Genomic DNA, 18,380 nt, shown 5'->3' with positions numbered 1-18,380 from the left:
AATTATATAGGTGACGAATATGATTGAAGTTAAGACTTCTGAACTTAGTGATGGAGAATTTAATAGAGGTGTATTTGCAACTCGTGATATTAAAAAGGGTGAGTTGATACACGCAGCACCAGTTATCTCTTATCCGAATGAACAGCATGAACATATTGAGAAAACATTACTTGCTGACTACGCATTTGAGTATGGGATAAATCATACGGCAATCCTTTTAGGATACGGCATGTTATTTAATCATTCATATACGCCGAATGCAACGTATGATATTGTTTTCGAGAATCATACGTTTAACTTCTTCGCTTATAAAGATATAAAAGCGGGAGAAGAGATTCTAATCAATTATAATGGTGAAGTTGATAACGATGAACTGTTATGGTTTGATAAAGAAAAAGAAGAGAACGAAAAATAAATTAAAGAGTATAAGAAGGGCACATTCTGTGGGATGTGCTCTTTTTTTTATTGATGAAAATAAAGTAAAGATTACAAAAAAATACCACTTTTCTTTCGTGTGGTATAGTAAGATACTGAAGGATAGTGCTTTGAAAAACCTATATATTTTACAAATTATTGTCTATATGGTTACATGTCAAGTTTAGTAGTCCATTTGGGTTGCTTTATTATGCGATATATATTTTAATATGAGTGGCACCTCTTATAATTTAAGAGGTTTATAGGTGTGTTTTATGTACACTTTATCTACCACTTGAGCTTTTTAATTGTAGTACGTTTTTTATGTGGGGATATTATGGGCCCGTAGATAGCGGGATAAAAAGATTATAGAAATAGAGGAATCGTAAAATGAATATGCAAGAGGTTTATAAATATTTAAGTACAGTATTGCCTGAAGGTCATGTGAAGCAAGATGAAATGTTAAAGAATCATACGCATATTAAAGTAGGAGGAAAAGCGGATGTGTTCGTTGCTCCTACGAATTATGATGAAATTCAAGAAGTTATAAAGTATGCAAATCAATACAATATTCCAGTTACGTTTTTAGGAAATGGCTCTAATGTTATTATTAAAGATGGCGGTCTTCGCGGGATTACAGTAAGTTTAATTCATATTACAAATGTTACTGTAACAGGGACAACAATTGTTGCGCAATGTGGTGCAGCGATTATTGATGTATCACGAATTGCATTAGACCATTGCTTAACAGGACTTGAGTTTGCTTGTGGTATTCCAGGTTCAGTTGGCGGAGCGCTATATATGAATGCTGGTGCGTATGGCGGTGAAGTAGCATTTGTATTGACAGAAGCTGTCGTAATGACGGGTGATGGCGACTTACGTACTTTAACGAAAGATGAATTTGGATTTGGCTATCGTAAGAGTGTGTTTGCGAACAATCATTACATTATTCTTGAAGCGAAGTTTGAACTTGAAGAAGGTGTGCGTGAAGAGATTAAAGAAAAGATGGATGATTTAACGTTTAAGCGTGAATCAAAACAACCGTTAGAGTATCCTTCATGTGGTAGTGTATTTAAGCGCCCACCAAATAATTTTGCGGGTAAGCTTATTCAAGAATCAGGATTGCAAGGTAAGCGAATTGGCGGTGTAGAGGTTTCTTTAAAACACGCTGGATTTATGGTGAATGTGGATAACGGAACTGCACAAGATTATATCGATCTAATTCATTTCGTACAAAAAACAGTTGAAGAAAAATTCGGTGTGAAATTAGAGAGAGAAGTAAGGATTATTGGAGAAGATATATAATAATCTTTGAACTAAAAACGTATGAATTATTTTAAAATAACATTTGGGTATTGTTGACAATTTGTTTTTAATTCAATATAATGGCTAATAATTTAACATATGAAATACGTTGAAAGAGCCCAGTAGCAGTTTGTCACTGTTATCGAGAGAGCTAGGGGTTGCTGGAACCTAGCACAAACAAACTTGTGAATTACACTCTGGAGTATCTTAGGTAATGCTAAGCGGAGTAGCAATCGATATTATTGCTAAGAGTGGTATGAATAGCTATGCTATTTATGCAAGCTGGGTGGTAACACGGTGAATAATCGTCCCTATGTCTATCGTAGACATAGGGACTTTTTTGTTTTTAAAAAAATAAAGGGGATGGCAAGAGATGAATATTATTGATGAATTAGAATGGCGCGGTGCTGTTAATCAACAGACGGATGAAGAAGGATTACGTAAGCTAGTAGAAGAGAAAGAGATTTCGTTATACTGTGGGGTAGATCCGACCGGTGATAGTATGCATATCGGACATTTGATTCCTTTTATGATGATGAAAAGATTTCAATTAGCTGGACATCATCCGGTTATTTTAATTGGTGGGGCAACAGGAACAATTGGTGATCCGAGTGGTCGTCAATCAGAGCGCCAACTGCAAACTTTAGAAGTGGTGCAGCATAACGTAGATGCGTTAACGGCGCAAATGAAAAAGCTATTTGATTTCGGCGGGAATAGCGAAGTGAAGATGGTAAATAACTACGACTGGACACATGAAATAAACATTATCGAGTTTTTACGTGATTACGGCAAAAACTTTAGTATCAATAGCATGTTAGCGAAGGACATTGTAGCAAGTCGTTTAGATACAGGAATTTCTTTCACAGAATTTACGTACCAAATCTTGCAAGCGATGGACTTCCATCATTTATACACAAAAGAAGATGTTCAATTACAAATTGGCGGTAGTGACCAATGGGGAAATATTACGAGCGGTTTAGATTTAATTCGTAAGTTAGAAGGTCATGAAGCGAAAGTATTCGGATTAACGATTCCGTTATTATTGAAATCAGATGGTACGAAATTTGGTAAATCGGCAGGTGGTGCAGTTTGGCTCGATCCTGAAAAAACAACACCGTTTGAATTTTACCAGTTTTGGGTGAATACAGATGACCGTGACGTAATTAAATACTTGAAATACTTTACGTTCTTAACGAAAGAGCGCATTGATGAATTGGCAGTGAAGGTGGAAGCAGAACCACATAAACGTGAGGCGCAAAAAGTATTAGCGGAAGAAATGACGAAATTCGTTCACGGAGAAGAGGCATTTTTGCAAGCTGTGAAAATTACATCGGCATTATTTAGCGGAGATATTAAATCGTTAACAGCTGATGAAATTGAACAAGGATTTAAAGAGATGCCGACATTCCAATCTTCAAAAGAGACGAAAAATATTGTAGAGTGGCTAGTTGATTTAGGAATTGAACCATCTAGAAGACAAGCACGTGAGGATATTAATAATGGTGCTATATCTATGAACGGTGAAAAAGTAACGGATGTCAGCACGGATGTTACTGTAGAAAATTCTTTTGATGGAAGATTTATTATTATTCGTAAAGGGAAGAAGAACTACAGCTTAGTGAAACTGGGATAATGGTTTTTGTGGAAGAGTGGAAGTAAGGAAGATACTTTCACTCTTTCCTATACACAATTTCGACACAAAAAAGTCAGTATATTTAGATAATTGAAGAGGGTTATAGTATTCCTCTGCCGAATATAAGTAAGTGGGGAAAATTACGGATAAAAATAGCCCGAACCATGCAGGGCATGATTCGGGCTTATATTCAGATTAGTAAGCTAAGCTGAATAGACCTTTAATGTGTGATAAGTAACGAACGTTACTTGCTTCTTTCATTAATGATGCTGGTAAACCTTTAAGTGGAGTATTGCTTGCTCCAATTGTAGCAACAGCATCTTTACGCCCTAGACTAGCAAGTGTTCCAGAGTTTACAGGTGCGAACTCTTCGAATGCTTTGCCTTCTAGTGCTGCGTATAAGTTGTATCCAATTAACTCACCCATTTGCCAAGCGATTTGTGCAGTTGGTGGGTATGGACGACCGTCTGGAGAGAAGACAACAGCGCTGTCTCCAGCAACGAATACGTCTTTGTGAGAAGTAGATTGTAGGTATGCATCAACTGTTGCACGACCACGGTTTACTTCAAGACCTGATTCACCGATTAATGGGTTACCTTGTACGCCGCCTGTCCAAACGAATGTGTTAGCAACTAGTTTTTGACCGTCTTTTAAGTCGATTTCATTGCCAGCAACGTTTGTTACAGGAAGACCTGTTAAGAATGTAACGCCGCGTGCTTCTAAGCTAGTAGTTGCACGTTCGATTAAGTGGTCTGGTAATACTGGAAGGATTTTTGGACCTGCTTCAACAAGAAGAAGTTTAACTTCTTTTGGATTTACGCCGTGGCTTTTTGCAAGTTTAGGCATAATGTCAGCAAGCTCACCAACTAGCTCAACGCCAGTTAATCCGCCACCACCGATTACGATTGTAGCATCAGCTTCGTTTTTCGTTTTAGCGTATTCACGAATACGGTCTTCAACGTGTTTGTAGATTTTGTTTGCATCAGCAGCAGATTTTAATACCATGCTGTTTTCTTCTAGTCCTGGAATACCGAAGTAAGCAGTTTTACTTCCTAAAGCAACTACAAGTGCATCGTAAGATAAAGTAGTGCCACCAGCTAGTTTGATTTCTTTGCTATCAACTGAGAATGACTCAACTGTTGCGATTTTAAGATCGATGTCTTTGCCTTTGAAAAGCTTTGTAAGTGGCATTGCAACTGCTTGCTCAGCAACGTTACCAGCTGCAAGGCGGTGTAGTTCAGTGATGATTTGGTGTGTTGGGTATTGGTTAATCACTGTAACTTGTGCTTCTGATTTGCTGTAATATTTACGTACGTTTAAAGCGGCAAGAAGACCGCCATAACCAGCGCCTAAGATGACAATTTGTTTTGACATAGTATGATATCCCCCGTCTTTACTAATTGTTGTTATAAGTTAAATTATTTATTATTACGTTCTGCACTAACTTGAAGATATGCGTTTACAAAGCGGAACATTTTTTGTGCTTGTGGGTCTTTTAATAATTTTAATAGACCGAACAGGCCGATAACTTCGCTGCTTTCATCAGCGCGATCTTTCGCTTCGATAGCAGTTGCAGCCATGCTTTTCACTGTATCTTTTACAGGTTCTACAATCTCTTGGATTGCGCTAACAGTGTCGCTTTTTAATACTTCGTCAGTAGCAACAGTTTGAGCGAAGTCATAAGACTTAGTTAAAATGTTAACAAGCTCAGTTAATTTTGGAAGCTGCTCCACTAGTGTTGTTAATGATTCTTGTACCTCAGGTTTTAACAACTGATCAAGTACATCAAGTTGTCCTTGGCTAGCAGAAATTTGTACAGTTTCTTGTTCTGGCTTTGTTTGAGTCATAGTTTCTGGCATCTCCAATTCTCCTTTACGATAGCAATACTCTTATTTTTTTGGAATTAATATCCCTGGCATAGGTAAGGACAGAAAAAGTTTGCGAAACTTTATACAAAGTTTCACAAAACACAATAAAATGCCTTTAAATTTATGAGGGCAAATAAGCCGAAATCATAAATCTAAAACCATAATGTCTTACCTATTATCTATGAACTGTCCGATACATGGCTTGTCCGCATAATGGAAAGTTCCCTTATCGGAAAGTGTATATAATATATAACCTATATTATATACTATATACACGTATGTTAACATAAAAATGATTCCTAATTATTTGATATTGAGTCCGTAACCTAGTACTGACAAGGCATGAAAGCGCATAAATTATTTTGTCTAGGTTAGAAATGTACATATATATGTAGAAAAAAAGGAAAAAAAGAACAAATTTTTGTTCTTTTTTTCCTTTTTTCTTATTGTTCACCCTCTGTAATTAACATGGATGTGTTGCCGCTTTTTTCAAGATGGCATTCGCCCCAAGTACAAAGAGAATCAAGAATCGATTCTAAAGACCACCCGTAGTCAGTGAGGGAATATTCTACTTTTGGTGGTACTTGATTATATACCTTTCTGTGAATAACGCCATCTTCTTCTAATTCACGTAATTGCTGCGTTAACATTTTTTGTGTAATACCAGGCATTAAACGTTTTAGTTCACTCGTTCTCTTTGTACCTTTCGTTAAGTGACAAAGAATAACGACTTTCCATTTTCCGCCGATAACCTCTAAAGTTGCCTCCACAGGAATATTATATTTCTTCATATAAAAATCTCCTTTGATGAACATAGATTTCAGTTTTTCAACAAAAGAAGCTAAATAAACTTAAATGTTACTTTTTAGTGCCTATAGCACTTTAAAGTACGTACTTTTTATCGTGTTGAATATGTTTCATAATAGCATACGTAAGAGGGAAATGAGTAGTACGGTACTAAAAAGTGCCTATGTTACTTTTTGGTACCTATCGTACTTTAAAGTGCGTTCTTCAAAAAAAGAATGAAACGAATCATAATAGTATTTATAAGCAATAAAGTTATTTTTGTAAAAGATAAAAAGGCCTTTTTATCATACTATTATGATTGGATTTCTTGTATTAAGGAGGAGTTCAATTGAATTCATATACAGTATCTTCTTCGGCTGTTCAGACGAATCGAAGAAGTATGTTAGCTTTATTAGCGCTAGCAATTAGTGCGTTTGGGATTGGTACAACCGAGTTTATTAGCGTTGGTTTATTACCGTCTATTTCAGAGGATTTACATGTTTCCGTTACAACAGCGGGCTTAACCGTTTCTTTATATGCATTAGGAGTAGCGTTTGGCGCTCCTGTGTTAACGGCGTTAACAGCTATTATGTCGAGAAAGACGTTATTAATGTGGATTATGATTGTTTTCATTATTGGTAATGGAATTGCAGCGGTAGCAACGAGTTTTACTGTTTTACTTATCGCAAGGATTGTCTCTGCATTTGCACATGGTGTTTTTATGTCAATTGGTTCAACGATTGCAGCTGCACTCGTCCCAGAAAATAAACGTGCTAGCGCAATTGCTTTTATGTTTACAGGTTTAACCGTTGCGACTATTACAGGTGTCCCTATTGGAACATTTATTGGTCAACAATTTGGCTGGAGAGCATCGTTTATGGTGATTGTATTAATTGGAATCGTTGCCTTAGTCGCAAATAGCGTGCTAATTCCGTCTAATTTAAAAAAAGGCACGTCTGTATCATTTCGTGATCAATTCAAACTAATCACGAATGGAAGACTATTACTTGTTTTCATCATTACTGCATTAGGATACGGGGGGACGTTTGTAACATTTACGTATTTATCTCCGCTATTACAAGAAGTGACAGGGTTTAAAGTAAGTACCGTTACAATGATTTTGTTAGTGTATGGAATCGCAATTGCGATTGGAAATATGATTGGCGGGAAGTTATCAAATCATAATCCAATTCGCGCATTATTTTATATGTTTTTCATTCAAGCAATTGTATTATTCGTACTAACATTTACAGCGCCATTTCAAGTAGCTGGGCTTATTACAATTATTTTCATGGGACTATTCGCATTTATGAACGTTCCCGGGCTACAAGTGTATGTCGTTATATTGGCTGAACGTTTCGTGCCGAGTGCCGTTGATGTTGCATCAGCAATTAACATTGCAGCGTTTAACGCAGGGATTGCCCTCGGTGCTTATTTAGGGGGCATTGTAACGAACTCGTTAGGGCTAATTCATACAGGCTGGGTAGGCGGCATTATGGTAGTAGGCGCTGTTATTTTAACAGCATGGAGTATGAGCTTAGAAAAAAGAGATCAAGTGAAATAAGGGAGAGAAGAGTATAATGAAAAATTTACAAAGTAAAACAGTATTGCATAACGGTGTAGAAATGCCTTGGTTTGGTTTAGGTGTATTTAAAGTAGAAGATGGACCGGAACTGGTAGAGGCTGTGAAATTGGCAATTAAAGCAGGATACCGTAGTATTGATACGGCTGCGATTTATGGAAATGAAAAAGCGGTTGGAGAAGGCATTCGCGCTGGTATAAAAGAAGCGGGAATTTCGCGAGAAGATGTATTCATTACTTCAAAAGTATGGAACGCAGATCAAGGGTATGAAACAACACTTGCTGCATATGAAGAGAGCTTAAAAAAATTAGAGCTAGATTATTTAGATCTATATCTTGTTCATTGGCCTGTTGAAGGGAAATATAAAGATTCGTGGAGAGCGTTAGGGACACTTTATAAAGAAGAGCGTGTACGTGCAATTGGTGTAAGTAACTTCCAAATCCATCACCTGAAGGATGTAATGGAAGGTGCAGAAATTAAACCGATGATTAATCAAGTCGAATATCATCCGCGTTTAACGCAAAAGGAACTACAAGCTTTCTGTAAAGAGCAAGGTATTCAACTGGAAGCATGGTCACCGCTTATGCAAGGTCAACTATTAGATAATGAAACATTACAAGAAATTGCTAATAAATATGGTAAGACAACAGCTCAAGTTATTTTACGATGGGATCTGCAAAACGAAGTTGTAACAATTCCAAAATCAACGAAAGAACATCGTATTATTGAGAATGCTGATATATTTAACTTCGAATTAACGAAAGAAGATATGGAAAAAATCGATGCGTTAAACGAAAATCACCGTGTTGGTCCAGACCCTGATAACTTTGATTTCTAAATTTATAGTGGAGAGAAAGAGTGCAAACAGTTAGCACTCTTTTTTTTTTTTTTTTGTTTTGCTTATGCATAAAAAAATGTTCTAACTAAATAATAAACAGTAGTAAATTTGTTATTTTATAAGGGGTTGTAGACATGAATATAAAACGATCGTTCAAGCTAATGGCTGCTTTTTTGAGTGTTTTATTTGTATTTACGAACTTATTATTCCCACTTCAAAAAGCATCCGCAGAAGTTATGGACCATACAAAGTATGAAATGGATTGGAGTTATAGTAGGACAAAGAAGAAGCCAATTCGAACAGAACTTATTAAAACTGCAGATGGTAAAATTGCTTTTTGCTTAAATGTTGATTTGAAATCTCCAAGTGGTCAAGATTTACCGGAAATGGGGAAAGTGGATATTGAAGTGTACCGCGTATTATTAAACGGATATCCACAGAAGAGTCCGCAAGAATTAGGTGTTTCTGATTGGAGAGAGGCACATTACGCAACGCAGCTTGCGGTGTGGAATGCGTTAAAACAAATTGATATTAACGATTTAGATTTTCGTAATAAAAATGTAGAAAAAGTAACGAAAGATATAGTTGCAAGAGCAAGCGCTAGTGAGGAACTACAAGAAATTACGATGAGTGTAAATCCTACAGAAGAACAAGAAGCAGTATTGAAAGATGAGTTTTTTGAAACTGGCTTATATACAGTGCAAACAAACGCTAAAAGCGGAACGTATAAAGTACAAGCAACAGGCGCACCAGAAGGCGCGAAGTTCGTAAATGAAAAAGGTGAAGCGAAAACTGAATTTAATGTGGGAGAGAAATTCCGCATTTTAATTCCGAAACAAACACCATCGGGTGGATTTAGCTTTAAAGTATCAGGAAATTTAACGAAATTACAAGGAATTGCGCATAAAGGAACGCCGACGATTCAAAATGCAGTTGTGTTACTTGAGCGTAGTGAAGAAAAAACAAGTCCAGAGTTAGCGGTAAGTTGGAAGAAGGCTGAAGGGCCACATAAACCAAATAAACCGAATCAACATAAAAGATAAAGGAAAAAGCATTGGCATTTGCCAATGCTTTCTCTTATGCACACATCATTAATTATATTAGGGAAATATAATTAATGATGTAATACAAGATGATGTTAAGAAGACAGAAGAAAAGTTCTTTAAAATTACAGAGCAAGGTTAACAGAAGGTATACAAGAGGTAAAAGCTTAAAAGAAATAAAAAAGCTCGTAAACATAATGTTTACGAGCCTTTTTTATTACTCAGCTTCAGAAACAACTGTGAAGCGTTCATTTATATGTTTTGGATTTTCGATTTCATCAAGTGCTGCTACTGCGAAGTCTTCGTAACTTACGTAGCTATCACCTTTTGCGTTAACGAGAAGGTTGTCTTTACCAGCTTTGTAAGAACCAGTGCGTTTTCCTAGTGCAAATAGCGCAGAAGGGCTGATGAATGTCCAAGTAATATCGTTTGTTTGTTGTAAGATTTCTAAGTTTTTACCTTGGTTTTGAGCAGTTGCTAGGTATTCTTTTGGGAATCCTGGTGTGTCGAATACACGTGTTGTTTTCTCTTCGTCTACAAATAGGCTTCCAGCTCCGCCCACTACAAATAATTTTGTATTTGGTGCACCTTTTAGTGCTTCAATTAGTACGTTTCCTGCATCTACGTGAAGGTGCTCTTCACCCGCTGGAGCACCGAATGCATTTACAACAACATCGAATGCTTGTAGGTCATTAGATGTAAGGTTGAATACATCTTTTTCTAAAACTTTTACATTGTCTTCTGTAATTTTTGCAGCGCTTCTTACGATGGCAGTTACTTCATGTCCGCGATCTAATGCTTCTTTTAAAATACGACTTCCTGCTTTTCCGCTTGCTCCGATAATTCCAATTTTCATAATGATTCCCTCCAAAGTGTTTTGTTAAAGTGTATATCTGAAAATGAATGAATTTAATGTAATTAGGTTTGTTACAACCTGTTGTAATCATTATAGTTACAGGTTGGGTTTTTTGTCAATGCATTTGTTTATGGAATTATTTCTTGTTTTAGTATGTACAGTTCGTAAATATCGAGTCATAAATCATAACAAATAACACCATGATGTTATAAAAGCTAACATATGGAAGTAATACCCTGTCGAAAAATGTTGATTTTTGAATATTTTTGAAATATAATTCGATTTATGAAGAAAAAAGGGAGGGGCTAATTGTATGAATATTTTAGAACAGTTCGTTTCATCAACGAATACAATTCTTTGGTCATATATTCTTATTGCAATGCTAATTGGTTTAGGGCTTTATTTTTCTATTAAATTAAAATTCGTACAAATTACTCATTTAGGGGAAATGGTTCGACTAATGAGTGATGGATTAACTGGAAAGACACGTAAAAAGGGCAGCGTATCGTCATTCCAAGCTTTTTGTATGAGTTCAGCAGCTCGTATTGGTATCGGGAACTTAGCTGGTGTAGCGCTAGCTATTTCTATGGGAGGACCTGGAGCTGTATTTTGGATGTGGGTTATTGCGATTATTGGAGCGTCTTCAAGTTTCGTAGAAAGTACGCTTGCGCAAATTTATAAAATAAAAGATGGCAGTGGCTTCCGTGGTGGTCCTGCTTATTATATGGAAAAAGGTTTAAATAAACGTTGGATGGGAATTTGGTTCTCTATTCTTATCACGATTAGTTACGGTTTAATTTTTAACTCAGTACAAGCGAATACAGTTACGTTGGCATTTAAAAACGCTTTTGGCATTGAGCGTTATGTTGTAGGGATTGTACTTGCAGCATTAGTCGCGATTATTATTTTTGGTGGTGTGAAAAGTATTGCACGTATGTCTGAAATGATCGTTCCGCCAATGGCAATTATTTATATTGCAGTAGCTGTTTTCGTTGTTATTAAAAACTTCTATTTAATACCGGATGTGTTCACAGAAATCTTTAAAGGTGCATTCGGTTTAGATTCAGCTGTAGGTGGCGGTATTGGGGCTGCAATGAAATATGGTATTCAGCGCGGATTATTTGCGAATGAAGCAGGTATGGGTAGTGCGCCGAATGCGGCAGCAACAGCGGATGTAACGCATCCAGCGAAACAAGGGTTTATTCAAACAATTGGAGTGTTAGTAGATACATTCTTAGTATGTACATCAACAGCATTTATCGTACTATGTTCTGGTGCATATAAGGCAACAAACTTAGAAGGAATTGAATTAACACAAAATGCATTAAGTTCACAAATCGGTCCATGGGCAAGTAGCTTCTTAGCGATTATCATCTTCTTATTTGCATTTAGTTCACTTCTAGGAAACTACTATTATGGTGAAACGAATATTGAATTCATTAAACAAAGCAAAACTTGGTTAACAATTTATCGTATTGCGGTAGTGGGAATGGTATTATTCGGTTCTGTTGCGACGCTTCAAGTCGTATGGAATATGGCAGATTTATTCATGGGTCTAATGGTAATCACAAACTTAATTGCGATTACACTTCTTGGACGATTTGCGTATGCTGCATTAGCGGACTATGTAAGGCAAAAGAAACAAGGGAAAGATCCAGTTTTCAGTGCAGATTCTATTCCTGGTTTAACGAATACAGAGTGTTGGGATAAGCCAGCGGTAGCGGATAAAGAAAAAGCTGTATAATAAAAGATGAAACGAGCATCAAAGAAATTTGATGCTCGTTTTTTTATGGTAATAAACTAAGGAGAGAGGTAAAAGACGAACATTAACGTGGTTTTATAATTAAATGTAATTTTTTTAAGGGAAATGCAGATGTGAGTTATAATTTGTGTTAGAATGGTTAATGGCCTTGGAATAAGAGGTTAGATGACTTTTTGTATTCATTTTTATGTTTTTAATGATAAATGGAAAGTTCGGATTATTTCTTATTTCGAGTCGTCAGACGTTCAACATTAAAGAAGAGTTAAATGGAGGATTTTATTAATGAAGTTTGTTATGTTTCTTGTAGGATTACTCGCTGTATTTGTACTCGGTTTTCTTATAAGTGCGGATCGAAAGAAGATTAAGTATAAACCAATCATGGTTATGCTTGTTATTCAGTTAGCGTTAACGTATTTCTTATTAAATACACAAGTTGGTTATATTTTAGTAAAAGGAATTTCGGATGGATTTGGGGCGCTTCTTGGATATGCGGAAGCTGGAATCGTTTTCGTATTTGGAGGTCTTGTTAATAAAGGAGAAGTTTCATTCTTCTTAACGGCATTATTACCAATCGTATTCTTTGCGGTATTAATCGGAATTCTGCAGCATTTTAAAATTTTACCGATATTTATTCGTGCTATTGGTACTTTGTTAAGTAAAGTAAATGGTCTAGGAAAACTAGAATCATATAATGCAGTAGCGGCTGCAATTGTTGGACAAGCAGAAGTATTCATTACAGTAAAAGATCAATTAAGTAAAATCCCGAAACATCGTTTATATACACTATGTGCATCTTCGATGTCGACAGTATCGATGTCAATCGTTGGTTCTTATATGAAAATGATTGAGCCAAAATATGTAGTAACAGCACTTGTATTAAATTTATTTAGTGGTTTCATTATTATTCATATTATTAATCCGTACGATATTACGGAAGAAGAGGATACACTAAAGTTAGAAAATAAGAAAAAGCAATCATTCTTTGAAATGCTGAGCGAATATATTATGCTTGGTTTCACGATTGCGATTACGGTAGCAGCAATGTTACTTGGTTTCGTAGCATTAATTACAGCAATCAATAGCTTGTTTGATTCAGTGTTCGGTATTACATTCCAAGCTATTTTAGGATATATCTTCTCACCATTAGCGTTCGTAATGGGTATCCCGCAATCAGAAATGGTAACAGCGGGACAAATTATGGCAACGAAATTAGTATCGAACGAATTTGTTGCGATGCTTGATCTAGGAAAAGTAGCTGGTGATTTATCAGCTCGTACAGTCGGTATTCTTTCTGTATTCCTTGTATCATTTGCGAACTTTTCATCTATCGGAATTATTGCAGGTGCAACGAAAGGAATTGATGAAAACCAATCAAACGTTGTTTCATCATTTGGATTACGACTTGTATACGGTGCGACACTAGTAAGTCTTTTATCAGCGATTATCGTTGGTGTTATGTTATAAAAAAGGATAGCCCTAGCTCATAGTTAGGGCTATTGTTTTATGGTAATTTTACATAAAAAAACCAATTAGTTAGGAATATATTAACATATAAAAATCTTTTAAAATTTATATTGCATTTCGTCTAGATAACGCTTACAATTTGATTTGTAGGTGGTATCAATTTCAGACTTTCAATACGGTAGGAGAGAAGAGGCTACCTTTTATAAATTGCAATTTATGTAAACGCTTACTGATTTTAGGTGACAGTTGAATAGTATTTAGGGGTTTTAAATTTTTTTAACATCAATGGTCAGACGTCATTCGTTATACGTTATACGACCAATAACTCGTGGGAGAAGTGGAGGATTCACATATGAAACTAGTAATGTTTCTAGTCGGTTTACTTGTAGTGTTTGTACTAGGTTTCCTTATCAGTTCAGATCGTAAGAAAATTAAATATAAACCAATTGCAGTTATGCTTGTTATTCAATTGGTACTTGCGTATTTCTTACTAAATACAAAGGTCGGATTTGTATTAGTAAAAGGGATTGCAGATGGATTTGGCGCTATTTTAAAATTTGCGGAAGCTGGGGTTAATTTCGTATTTGGTGGTCTAGCAAACGATGGACAAGCACCATTCTTCTTAACAGTATTATTACCGATTATTTTCTTAGCAGTATTAATCGGGATTTTACAACATATTAAAATTTTACCGATTATCATTCGTGCAGTCGGTTTCGTATTAAGTAAAATTAACGGTTTAGGAAAATTAGAATCATATAATGCAGTAGCGGCTGCAATTGTTGGTCAAGGTGAAGTATTCATTACAGTAAAAGACCAACTAAGCAAATTACCGAAAAATCGTTTATACACACTATGTGCATCTTCAATGTCAACAGTATCGATGTCAATCGTCGGTTCTTACATGAAAATGATTGATCCAAAATATGTAGTAACAGCACTTGTACTAAACTTATTTAGTGGATTCATTATCGTTCACATCATTAATCCATATGACGTAAAAGAAGAAGACGATATTTTAGAATTACAAGAAGATAAGAAACAAACATTCTTTGAAATGTTAGGCGAATATATTATGCTTGGTTTCTCTATCGCTGTAACAGTAGCGGCGATGTTAATCGGTTTCGTAGCATTAATTACAGCAATTAACGGTGTATTCGATTCAATTTTCGGAATCACATTCCAAAGCATTTTAGGATATATCTTCTCACCATTAGCATTCATAATGGGTATTCCAACATCAGAGATGCTACAAGCAGGACAAATTATGGCAACGAAATTAGTAACAAACGAATTTGTTGCGATGCTTGATTTAGGAAAAGTAGCTGGCGACTTATCAGCTCGTACAGTAGGTATTTTATCAATCTTCCTTGTATCATTTGCGAACTTCTCATCTATCGGAATTATCGCAGGTGCAACGAAGAGTATCGATGGAAAACAAGCAAACGTTGTATCTTCTTTCGGATTAAAACTTGTATACGGTGCAACGTTAGTAAGTATATTATCAGCGATTATCGTTGGGGTTATGCTTTAATAAATTAAGAAAAGCAATGAGCGCGGGCTCATTGCTTTTTTTGTTATTCAGCCGGAGGCGTAAATGTACGCTTCTCTAATTCAGCATCTAGCATAAATAGTGCATTTGAATCGTTTGTAATACGCTTTAATTTTTGAATGATGCTATCGAATGAAGCTTCTTCTTCTACTTGCTCGTCAACGAACCATTTTAAGAACGTAATTGTTGCGTGTTCGCGCTCATCCCAAGCGATATCAGATAAGTTATAAATGCGTTTCGTTACTTCGCGCTCGTGCTCAAGTGCGACTTCAAAAGCGTTCAATACAGATTCATATTCATTATTAGGATTATCAAACCCAGTAATAATAGCGCGCTCGCCGCGGTCATTAATATAGTTGTAAAGCTTCATTGCGTGGAAACGCTCTTCTTCAGCTTGTACAAGGAAAAAGTTAGCGAAGCCATCATAGCTCTCGGCTGTACAGTAAGCAGCCATTGCCATGTAAGCGTGGGCAGAGTAGAATTCAAAGTTCATTTGTTCATTTAGTGCATCATGTAATTTTTTTGATAACATAATAAAACTCCTCCTTTGTATCGTAGCAAAGTTATTATATCATAATTGATAATATTCTCATTTAGTCACTTCGAACCTTTCCGAAAGCTTTGTGACGTGTGCTTCCATAATGTCTTGTAAATCTAAATCATATTTTTGCGAGAGAATAATAAGATTCGCAAGAACATCCCCAAGTTCTTCTTTTAATTCTAACCTTAATTCCTCTTGTCCTTTCGTTTGTTCATCAGGACGATCACGACCAATTTCAATTGCGCGTACAACGCGTGAAACTTCCCCAACTTCTTCAGTTAAGAAATTTAAGCGAATAAAGGAGTTATACTGAGACCAGCTCCGTTTTTCGTAAAATTCCTCAACCCATCTTTGAAATGCAACGATATCCATTTCTTCCTCATCCCTTCAATATGTTGTACAATATTCATTGTATCATGACAATATATAGTTTCGGGGTGTGGAAATGAGAAAGATTTGTGTGTTTGCAGCTTCAAATTTAGGGGAGAGACCAGAATTTAAAGAGCAGGCAATTCAATTAGGAAAAATGTTTGTTGAGAACGATTATGAGCTTGTATACGGTGGTTCATGCGTTGGATTAATGGGAGAAGTAGCAAACGAAGTTCTTCGCTTAGGTGGACGCGTAACGGGTGTTATGCCGCGTGGTTTATTCCGCGGTGAAATTGTTCATACAGGATTAACAGAATTAATTGAAGTAGAAACGATGCATGAGCGTAAGGCGAAAATGGCAGAGCTTGCAGATGCTTTCATTGCATTACCAGGCGGATATGGAACGTTTGAAGAGCTATTTGAAGTTGTGTGTTGGTCACAAATTGGTATACATAATAAGCCGGTTGGTTTATTAAACATTAAAGATTTTTACGGACCAATTTTACAAATGGTTAATCGTGCAGCTGAAGAAGGCTTTATGAATCCATCGAATAAAGAGTTAATCGTTTCAGCTGAGACGGCAGACGAATTAATTCATAAGATACAAAATTACGAGCGTCCTGTTTTGGGGACGAAGTGGAAACAACTATCATAGTGTATTTTTATAGAAACACATGTCTTTTTTATCGTAAAAAGGCATGTGTTTTTAATTTGGTTAAATATGTTAATGTTGAAATGTAATGTTTTGGGAAAGGAGAAATAGATGGAAGAGTTTGTGTACTTGCGTCCGGTTTTTAAAAGCATTTTAGCAGCGTCTATTCTTGCTATGTTAATTGTTTTAAGACAGAAGAAAGAGCTGATTAATGAATTTTCGCTTTGGTTTATTTCTATATTGTGTATTGGTGTTTCGGCGATAGCACTCTTCATGGAGGGCTTTATCGTTGATGAATATGGTCTTGTTGGAGATCCACAGACTTTTTATATGTTTATAGGAATTGGTTGTATTAGCGGTTTGAATTTTATTATTTATTATAGACGGCAATAAAAAGAAGGCATTCTATATTACTTTGGAATGCCTTTATCACTTTGATTACTTTGTTTTTTATACAGGTACCAGCCACCCCAACCGCCACCAATAGCTACAACAATGAGGAAAGGATAGTCTTTAACCTCGACATGTATGTTGAAAATATTAGCTATAAGTAAGAGAATCCCAACTGTTATTAACGCGAAAAATGCCCGAATTAAGTAGTCTTTCAACTGAACCACTCCCGCCATTTAAGTAGTAAATGATGAATTTGGAAAAGCTTTTTGGATCTGTTTACTAAAGGGTGTTTTCTATATTTTAACATAAAAGGGATTGTAATATAGTGATAAAAGTAGAGGAGGGGGTGCTAACATTGTCACTATTTGTGGAAAAGCCGATATATTTGAAAAATCGGCGATATAATTCCATGTACCATCATGTTTGAGCACTGTATAAAAAGAAGCGACTCTGAACGAGCCGCTTCCGCTTTAAGTTGATATCCAGCTCCAGCGGCTAGAATGTTCGGTGGCTTCGCTTTTTCCTGCGAGGCAAAGAGCGCCTCTACGTCAAAAACTCCATCCTCCTCACATTCTGAACGAACCGCTTCCGCTTTTAAGTTATTATTGATTCAAGAATGCACGTAGCATCCAAGCGTGTTTTTCTAGTTCTGTGTAGATGCCAAGTAGTAAGTCTGATGTCATTTCGTCGTCAGAGTCTTGTGCAATTTCCATACCTTTTTTCAATTCGCCTAGCATCATTTCGTAGTCTTTCATGATTGCTTCGACCATCCCTTCTGCAGTTTCTCCGTAAGCTGCTTCTTGAATAGAAGATAGTTCTAAGTATTCTTTCATTGTTGCTACTGGTTTGCCACCAATTGCTAAAATACGTTCTGCAATTTCATCGATGTGAGTAGCTGATTCTGTGTAAAGCTCTTCAAATTTCTCATGTAGTGTGAAGAATTGAGGTCCTTTTACGTACCAATGGAAGTTGTGTAGTTTTGTAAATAAAACACTCCAGTTTGCTACCTGTTTGTTTAATACTTCGATTACTTGTTTATTCATTATGATCAATCTCCTTTTGAGTTGTTATGTTATATCAATTACTAATTTATAATTATTATAATCTAGTAATTTATATAAATCAACCCTTTTGCTGGAATTAATTTGAACAAATTATGAACTGTTGTAAATAAAAATCCCTATTACTGTGAAGTAATAGGGATTTCTATTTAATATCCAGCTCCGGTGACTAGAACAGTCGGTCATTTTGCGCCTTCCTGTGAGGCAAAAAGCGCCTCTTCGTCAGGAGCTCCAATGCCCTCCTGTTCTGAGCAAGTCACC

Annotated in this window: 19 protein-coding genes and 1 other annotated feature; of the genes, 11 read left to right on the top strand and 8 right to left on the bottom strand. The window is 36.1% G+C overall.

Features of this window, described 5'->3' with window-relative positions:
- Positions 1–19: 19 nt before the first annotated feature.
- The 3 genes from MR109_RS05860 (at position 20) to tyrS (ending at position 3,352) form a co-directional block, all read left to right on the top strand.
- Complete coding sequence (locus tag MR109_RS05860; protein ID WP_025148250.1) at positions 20–415, top strand: SET domain-containing protein; 396 nt, start codon at positions 20–22, stop codon at positions 413–415.
- A gap of 389 nt (positions 416–804) precedes the next feature.
- On the top strand, positions 805–1,719 hold the full coding sequence (gene murB, locus MR109_RS05855; protein ID WP_002174142.1) for a UDP-N-acetylmuramate dehydrogenase: 915 nt from the start codon (positions 805–807) through the stop codon (positions 1,717–1,719).
- 100 nt (positions 1,720–1,819) lie between these two features.
- Positions 1,820–2,035, top strand: a binding site (T-box leader).
- A 57-nt stretch (positions 2,036–2,092) separates the two neighbouring features.
- Complete coding sequence (tyrS, locus tag MR109_RS05850; protein WP_242271276.1) at positions 2,093–3,352, top strand: tyrosine--tRNA ligase; 1,260 nt, start codon at positions 2,093–2,095, stop codon at positions 3,350–3,352.
- A gap of 195 nt (positions 3,353–3,547) precedes the next feature.
- Here the strand turns inward: tyrS and MR109_RS05845 are convergent, their stop codons facing one another.
- The 3 genes from MR109_RS05845 to MR109_RS05835 form a co-directional block, all read right to left on the bottom strand.
- The gene (locus MR109_RS05845) at positions 3,548–4,726 is read right to left on the bottom strand and encodes an NAD(P)/FAD-dependent oxidoreductase (protein ID WP_002174140.1); all 1,179 of its coding nucleotides are present in this window, start codon (positions 4,724–4,726) and stop codon (positions 3,548–3,550) included.
- A 44-nt stretch (positions 4,727–4,770) separates the two neighbouring features.
- Positions 4,771–5,211 (bottom strand): DUF1641 domain-containing protein, encoded by a 441-nt coding sequence (locus tag MR109_RS05840; protein WP_002174139.1) that lies wholly within the window; start codon positions 5,209–5,211, stop codon positions 4,771–4,773.
- 452 nt (positions 5,212–5,663) lie between these two features.
- Positions 5,664–6,011 carry a winged helix-turn-helix transcriptional regulator gene (locus MR109_RS05835; RefSeq protein ID WP_002174138.1) on the bottom strand — a complete coding sequence of 116 codons (348 nt, stop codon included), beginning with the start codon at positions 6,009–6,011 and terminating at the stop codon, positions 5,664–5,666.
- A 395-nt stretch (positions 6,012–6,406) separates the two neighbouring features.
- Between MR109_RS05835 and MR109_RS05830 the strand changes: the two genes are divergently transcribed.
- From MR109_RS05830 to MR109_RS05820, 3 genes are all read left to right on the top strand, one after another.
- Positions 6,407–7,570, top strand: a complete 1,164-nt coding sequence (locus tag MR109_RS05830; protein ID WP_242271673.1) for an MFS transporter — start codon at positions 6,407–6,409, stop codon at positions 7,568–7,570.
- Between the two features lie 16 nt (positions 7,571–7,586).
- A complete protein-coding gene (locus tag MR109_RS05825; RefSeq protein WP_277930961.1) occupies positions 7,587–8,426 on the top strand; it encodes an aldo/keto reductase in 840 nt (279 codons plus the stop codon).
- A 134-nt stretch (positions 8,427–8,560) separates the two neighbouring features.
- On the top strand, positions 8,561–9,469 hold the full coding sequence (locus tag MR109_RS05820; protein WP_098307731.1) for a thioester domain-containing protein: 909 nt from the start codon (positions 8,561–8,563) through the stop codon (positions 9,467–9,469).
- A 217-nt stretch (positions 9,470–9,686) separates the two neighbouring features.
- On the opposite strand, the gene MR109_RS05815 is transcribed toward MR109_RS05820, so the two are convergent.
- Complete coding sequence (locus tag MR109_RS05815; protein WP_242271275.1) at positions 9,687–10,325, bottom strand: NAD(P)-dependent oxidoreductase; 639 nt, start codon at positions 10,323–10,325, stop codon at positions 9,687–9,689.
- Between the two features lie 313 nt (positions 10,326–10,638).
- Here MR109_RS05815 and MR109_RS05810 point away from each other — a divergent pair, with 313 nt between their 5' ends.
- The 3 genes from MR109_RS05810 (at position 10,639) to MR109_RS05800 (ending at position 15,085) form a co-directional block, all read left to right on the top strand.
- Positions 10,639–12,069 (top strand): alanine/glycine:cation symporter family protein, encoded by a 1,431-nt coding sequence (locus MR109_RS05810; protein ID WP_098307729.1) that lies wholly within the window; start codon positions 10,639–10,641, stop codon positions 12,067–12,069.
- Between the two features lie 300 nt (positions 12,070–12,369).
- Entirely contained in the window at positions 12,370–13,551 is a 1,182-nt protein-coding gene (locus MR109_RS05805) for a NupC/NupG family nucleoside CNT transporter (protein WP_098307727.1), read from the top strand.
- Between the two features lie 352 nt (positions 13,552–13,903).
- Complete coding sequence (locus MR109_RS05800) at positions 13,904–15,085, top strand: NupC/NupG family nucleoside CNT transporter (RefSeq protein ID WP_025148260.1); 1,182 nt, start codon at positions 13,904–13,906, stop codon at positions 15,083–15,085.
- Between the two features lie 43 nt (positions 15,086–15,128).
- On the opposite strand, the gene MR109_RS05795 is transcribed toward MR109_RS05800, so the two are convergent.
- Both MR109_RS05795 and MR109_RS05790 read right to left on the bottom strand, forming a co-directional pair.
- Complete coding sequence (locus MR109_RS05795; RefSeq protein ID WP_002174129.1) at positions 15,129–15,635, bottom strand: ferritin; 507 nt, start codon at positions 15,633–15,635, stop codon at positions 15,129–15,131.
- Between the two features lie 57 nt (positions 15,636–15,692).
- Complete coding sequence (locus MR109_RS05790; RefSeq protein WP_242271274.1) at positions 15,693–16,016, bottom strand: MazG-like family protein; 324 nt, start codon at positions 16,014–16,016, stop codon at positions 15,693–15,695.
- 73 nt (positions 16,017–16,089) lie between these two features.
- Here MR109_RS05790 and MR109_RS05785 point away from each other — a divergent pair, with 73 nt between their 5' ends.
- Both MR109_RS05785 and MR109_RS05780 read left to right on the top strand, forming a co-directional pair.
- Positions 16,090–16,668: an LOG family protein gene (locus MR109_RS05785; RefSeq protein ID WP_277930959.1), complete on the top strand. Its 579-nt coding sequence runs from the start codon at positions 16,090–16,092 to the stop codon at positions 16,666–16,668.
- A 108-nt stretch (positions 16,669–16,776) separates the two neighbouring features.
- Complete coding sequence (locus MR109_RS05780; RefSeq protein WP_071717482.1) at positions 16,777–17,058, top strand: hypothetical protein; 282 nt, start codon at positions 16,777–16,779, stop codon at positions 17,056–17,058.
- A 17-nt stretch (positions 17,059–17,075) separates the two neighbouring features.
- Here the strand turns inward: MR109_RS05780 and MR109_RS05775 are convergent, their stop codons facing one another.
- Together MR109_RS05775 and MR109_RS05770 are read right to left on the bottom strand one after the other, a co-directional pair.
- Positions 17,076–17,273, bottom strand: a complete 198-nt coding sequence (locus tag MR109_RS05775; protein WP_071717483.1) for a hypothetical protein — start codon at positions 17,271–17,273, stop codon at positions 17,076–17,078.
- A gap of 387 nt (positions 17,274–17,660) precedes the next feature.
- Positions 17,661–18,101, bottom strand: coding sequence for a Dps family protein (locus MR109_RS05770; RefSeq protein WP_002174124.1), 441 nt, complete (start codon positions 18,099–18,101; stop codon positions 17,661–17,663).
- Positions 18,102–18,380 lie beyond the last annotated feature (279 nt).

It is taken from the genome of Bacillus cereus group sp. BfR-BA-01310, from assembly GCF_022664325.1.
Classification (GTDB): domain Bacteria; phylum Bacillota; class Bacilli; order Bacillales; family Bacillaceae_G; genus Bacillus_A; species Bacillus_A paramycoides.
Note: the sequence above shows the minus strand (reverse complement) of the source record. Positions and strands in the feature narration are given on the sequence as shown.

Excerpts from the sequence above, each read along its gene's own strand:
- MR109_RS05815 (WP_242271275.1), bottom strand. The coding sequence starts at position 10,325 with ATGAAAATTGGAATTATCGGAGCAAGCGGAAAAGCAGGAAGTCGTATT.
- MR109_RS05860 (WP_025148250.1), top strand. The coding sequence starts at position 20 with ATGATTGAAGTTAAGACTTCTGAACTTAGTGATGGAGAATTTAATAGA.
- MR109_RS05835 (WP_002174138.1), bottom strand. The coding sequence starts at position 6,011 with ATGAAGAAATATAATATTCCTGTGGAGGCAACTTTAGAGGTTATCGGC.
- MR109_RS05800 (WP_025148260.1), top strand. The coding sequence starts at position 13,904 with ATGAAACTAGTAATGTTTCTAGTCGGTTTACTTGTAGTGTTTGTACTA.
- MR109_RS05840 (WP_002174139.1), bottom strand. The coding sequence starts at position 5,211 with ATGCCAGAAACTATGACTCAAACAAAGCCAGAACAAGAAACTGTACAA.
- tyrS (WP_242271276.1), top strand. The coding sequence starts at position 2,093 with ATGAATATTATTGATGAATTAGAATGGCGCGGTGCTGTTAATCAACAG.
- MR109_RS05845 (WP_002174140.1), bottom strand. The coding sequence starts at position 4,726 with ATGTCAAAACAAATTGTCATCTTAGGCGCTGGTTATGGCGGTCTTCTT.
- MR109_RS05805 (WP_098307727.1), top strand. The coding sequence starts at position 12,370 with ATGAAGTTTGTTATGTTTCTTGTAGGATTACTCGCTGTATTTGTACTC.
- MR109_RS05825 (WP_277930961.1), top strand. The coding sequence starts at position 7,587 with ATGAAAAATTTACAAAGTAAAACAGTATTGCATAACGGTGTAGAAATG.
- MR109_RS05810 (WP_098307729.1), top strand. The coding sequence starts at position 10,639 with ATGAATATTTTAGAACAGTTCGTTTCATCAACGAATACAATTCTTTGG.
- MR109_RS05795 (WP_002174129.1), bottom strand. The coding sequence starts at position 15,635 with ATGTTATCAAAAAAATTACATGATGCACTAAATGAACAAATGAACTTT.
- MR109_RS05785 (WP_277930959.1), top strand. The coding sequence starts at position 16,090 with ATGAGAAAGATTTGTGTGTTTGCAGCTTCAAATTTAGGGGAGAGACCA.
- MR109_RS05780 (WP_071717482.1), top strand. The coding sequence starts at position 16,777 with ATGGAAGAGTTTGTGTACTTGCGTCCGGTTTTTAAAAGCATTTTAGCA.
- MR109_RS05790 (WP_242271274.1), bottom strand. The coding sequence starts at position 16,016 with ATGGATATCGTTGCATTTCAAAGATGGGTTGAGGAATTTTACGAAAAA.
- murB (WP_002174142.1), top strand. The coding sequence starts at position 805 with ATGAATATGCAAGAGGTTTATAAATATTTAAGTACAGTATTGCCTGAA.
- MR109_RS05770 (WP_002174124.1), bottom strand. The coding sequence starts at position 18,101 with ATGAATAAACAAGTAATCGAAGTATTAAACAAACAGGTAGCAAACTGG.
- MR109_RS05830 (WP_242271673.1), top strand. The coding sequence starts at position 6,407 with ATGTTAGCTTTATTAGCGCTAGCAATTAGTGCGTTTGGGATTGGTACA.
- MR109_RS05820 (WP_098307731.1), top strand. The coding sequence starts at position 8,561 with ATGAATATAAAACGATCGTTCAAGCTAATGGCTGCTTTTTTGAGTGTT.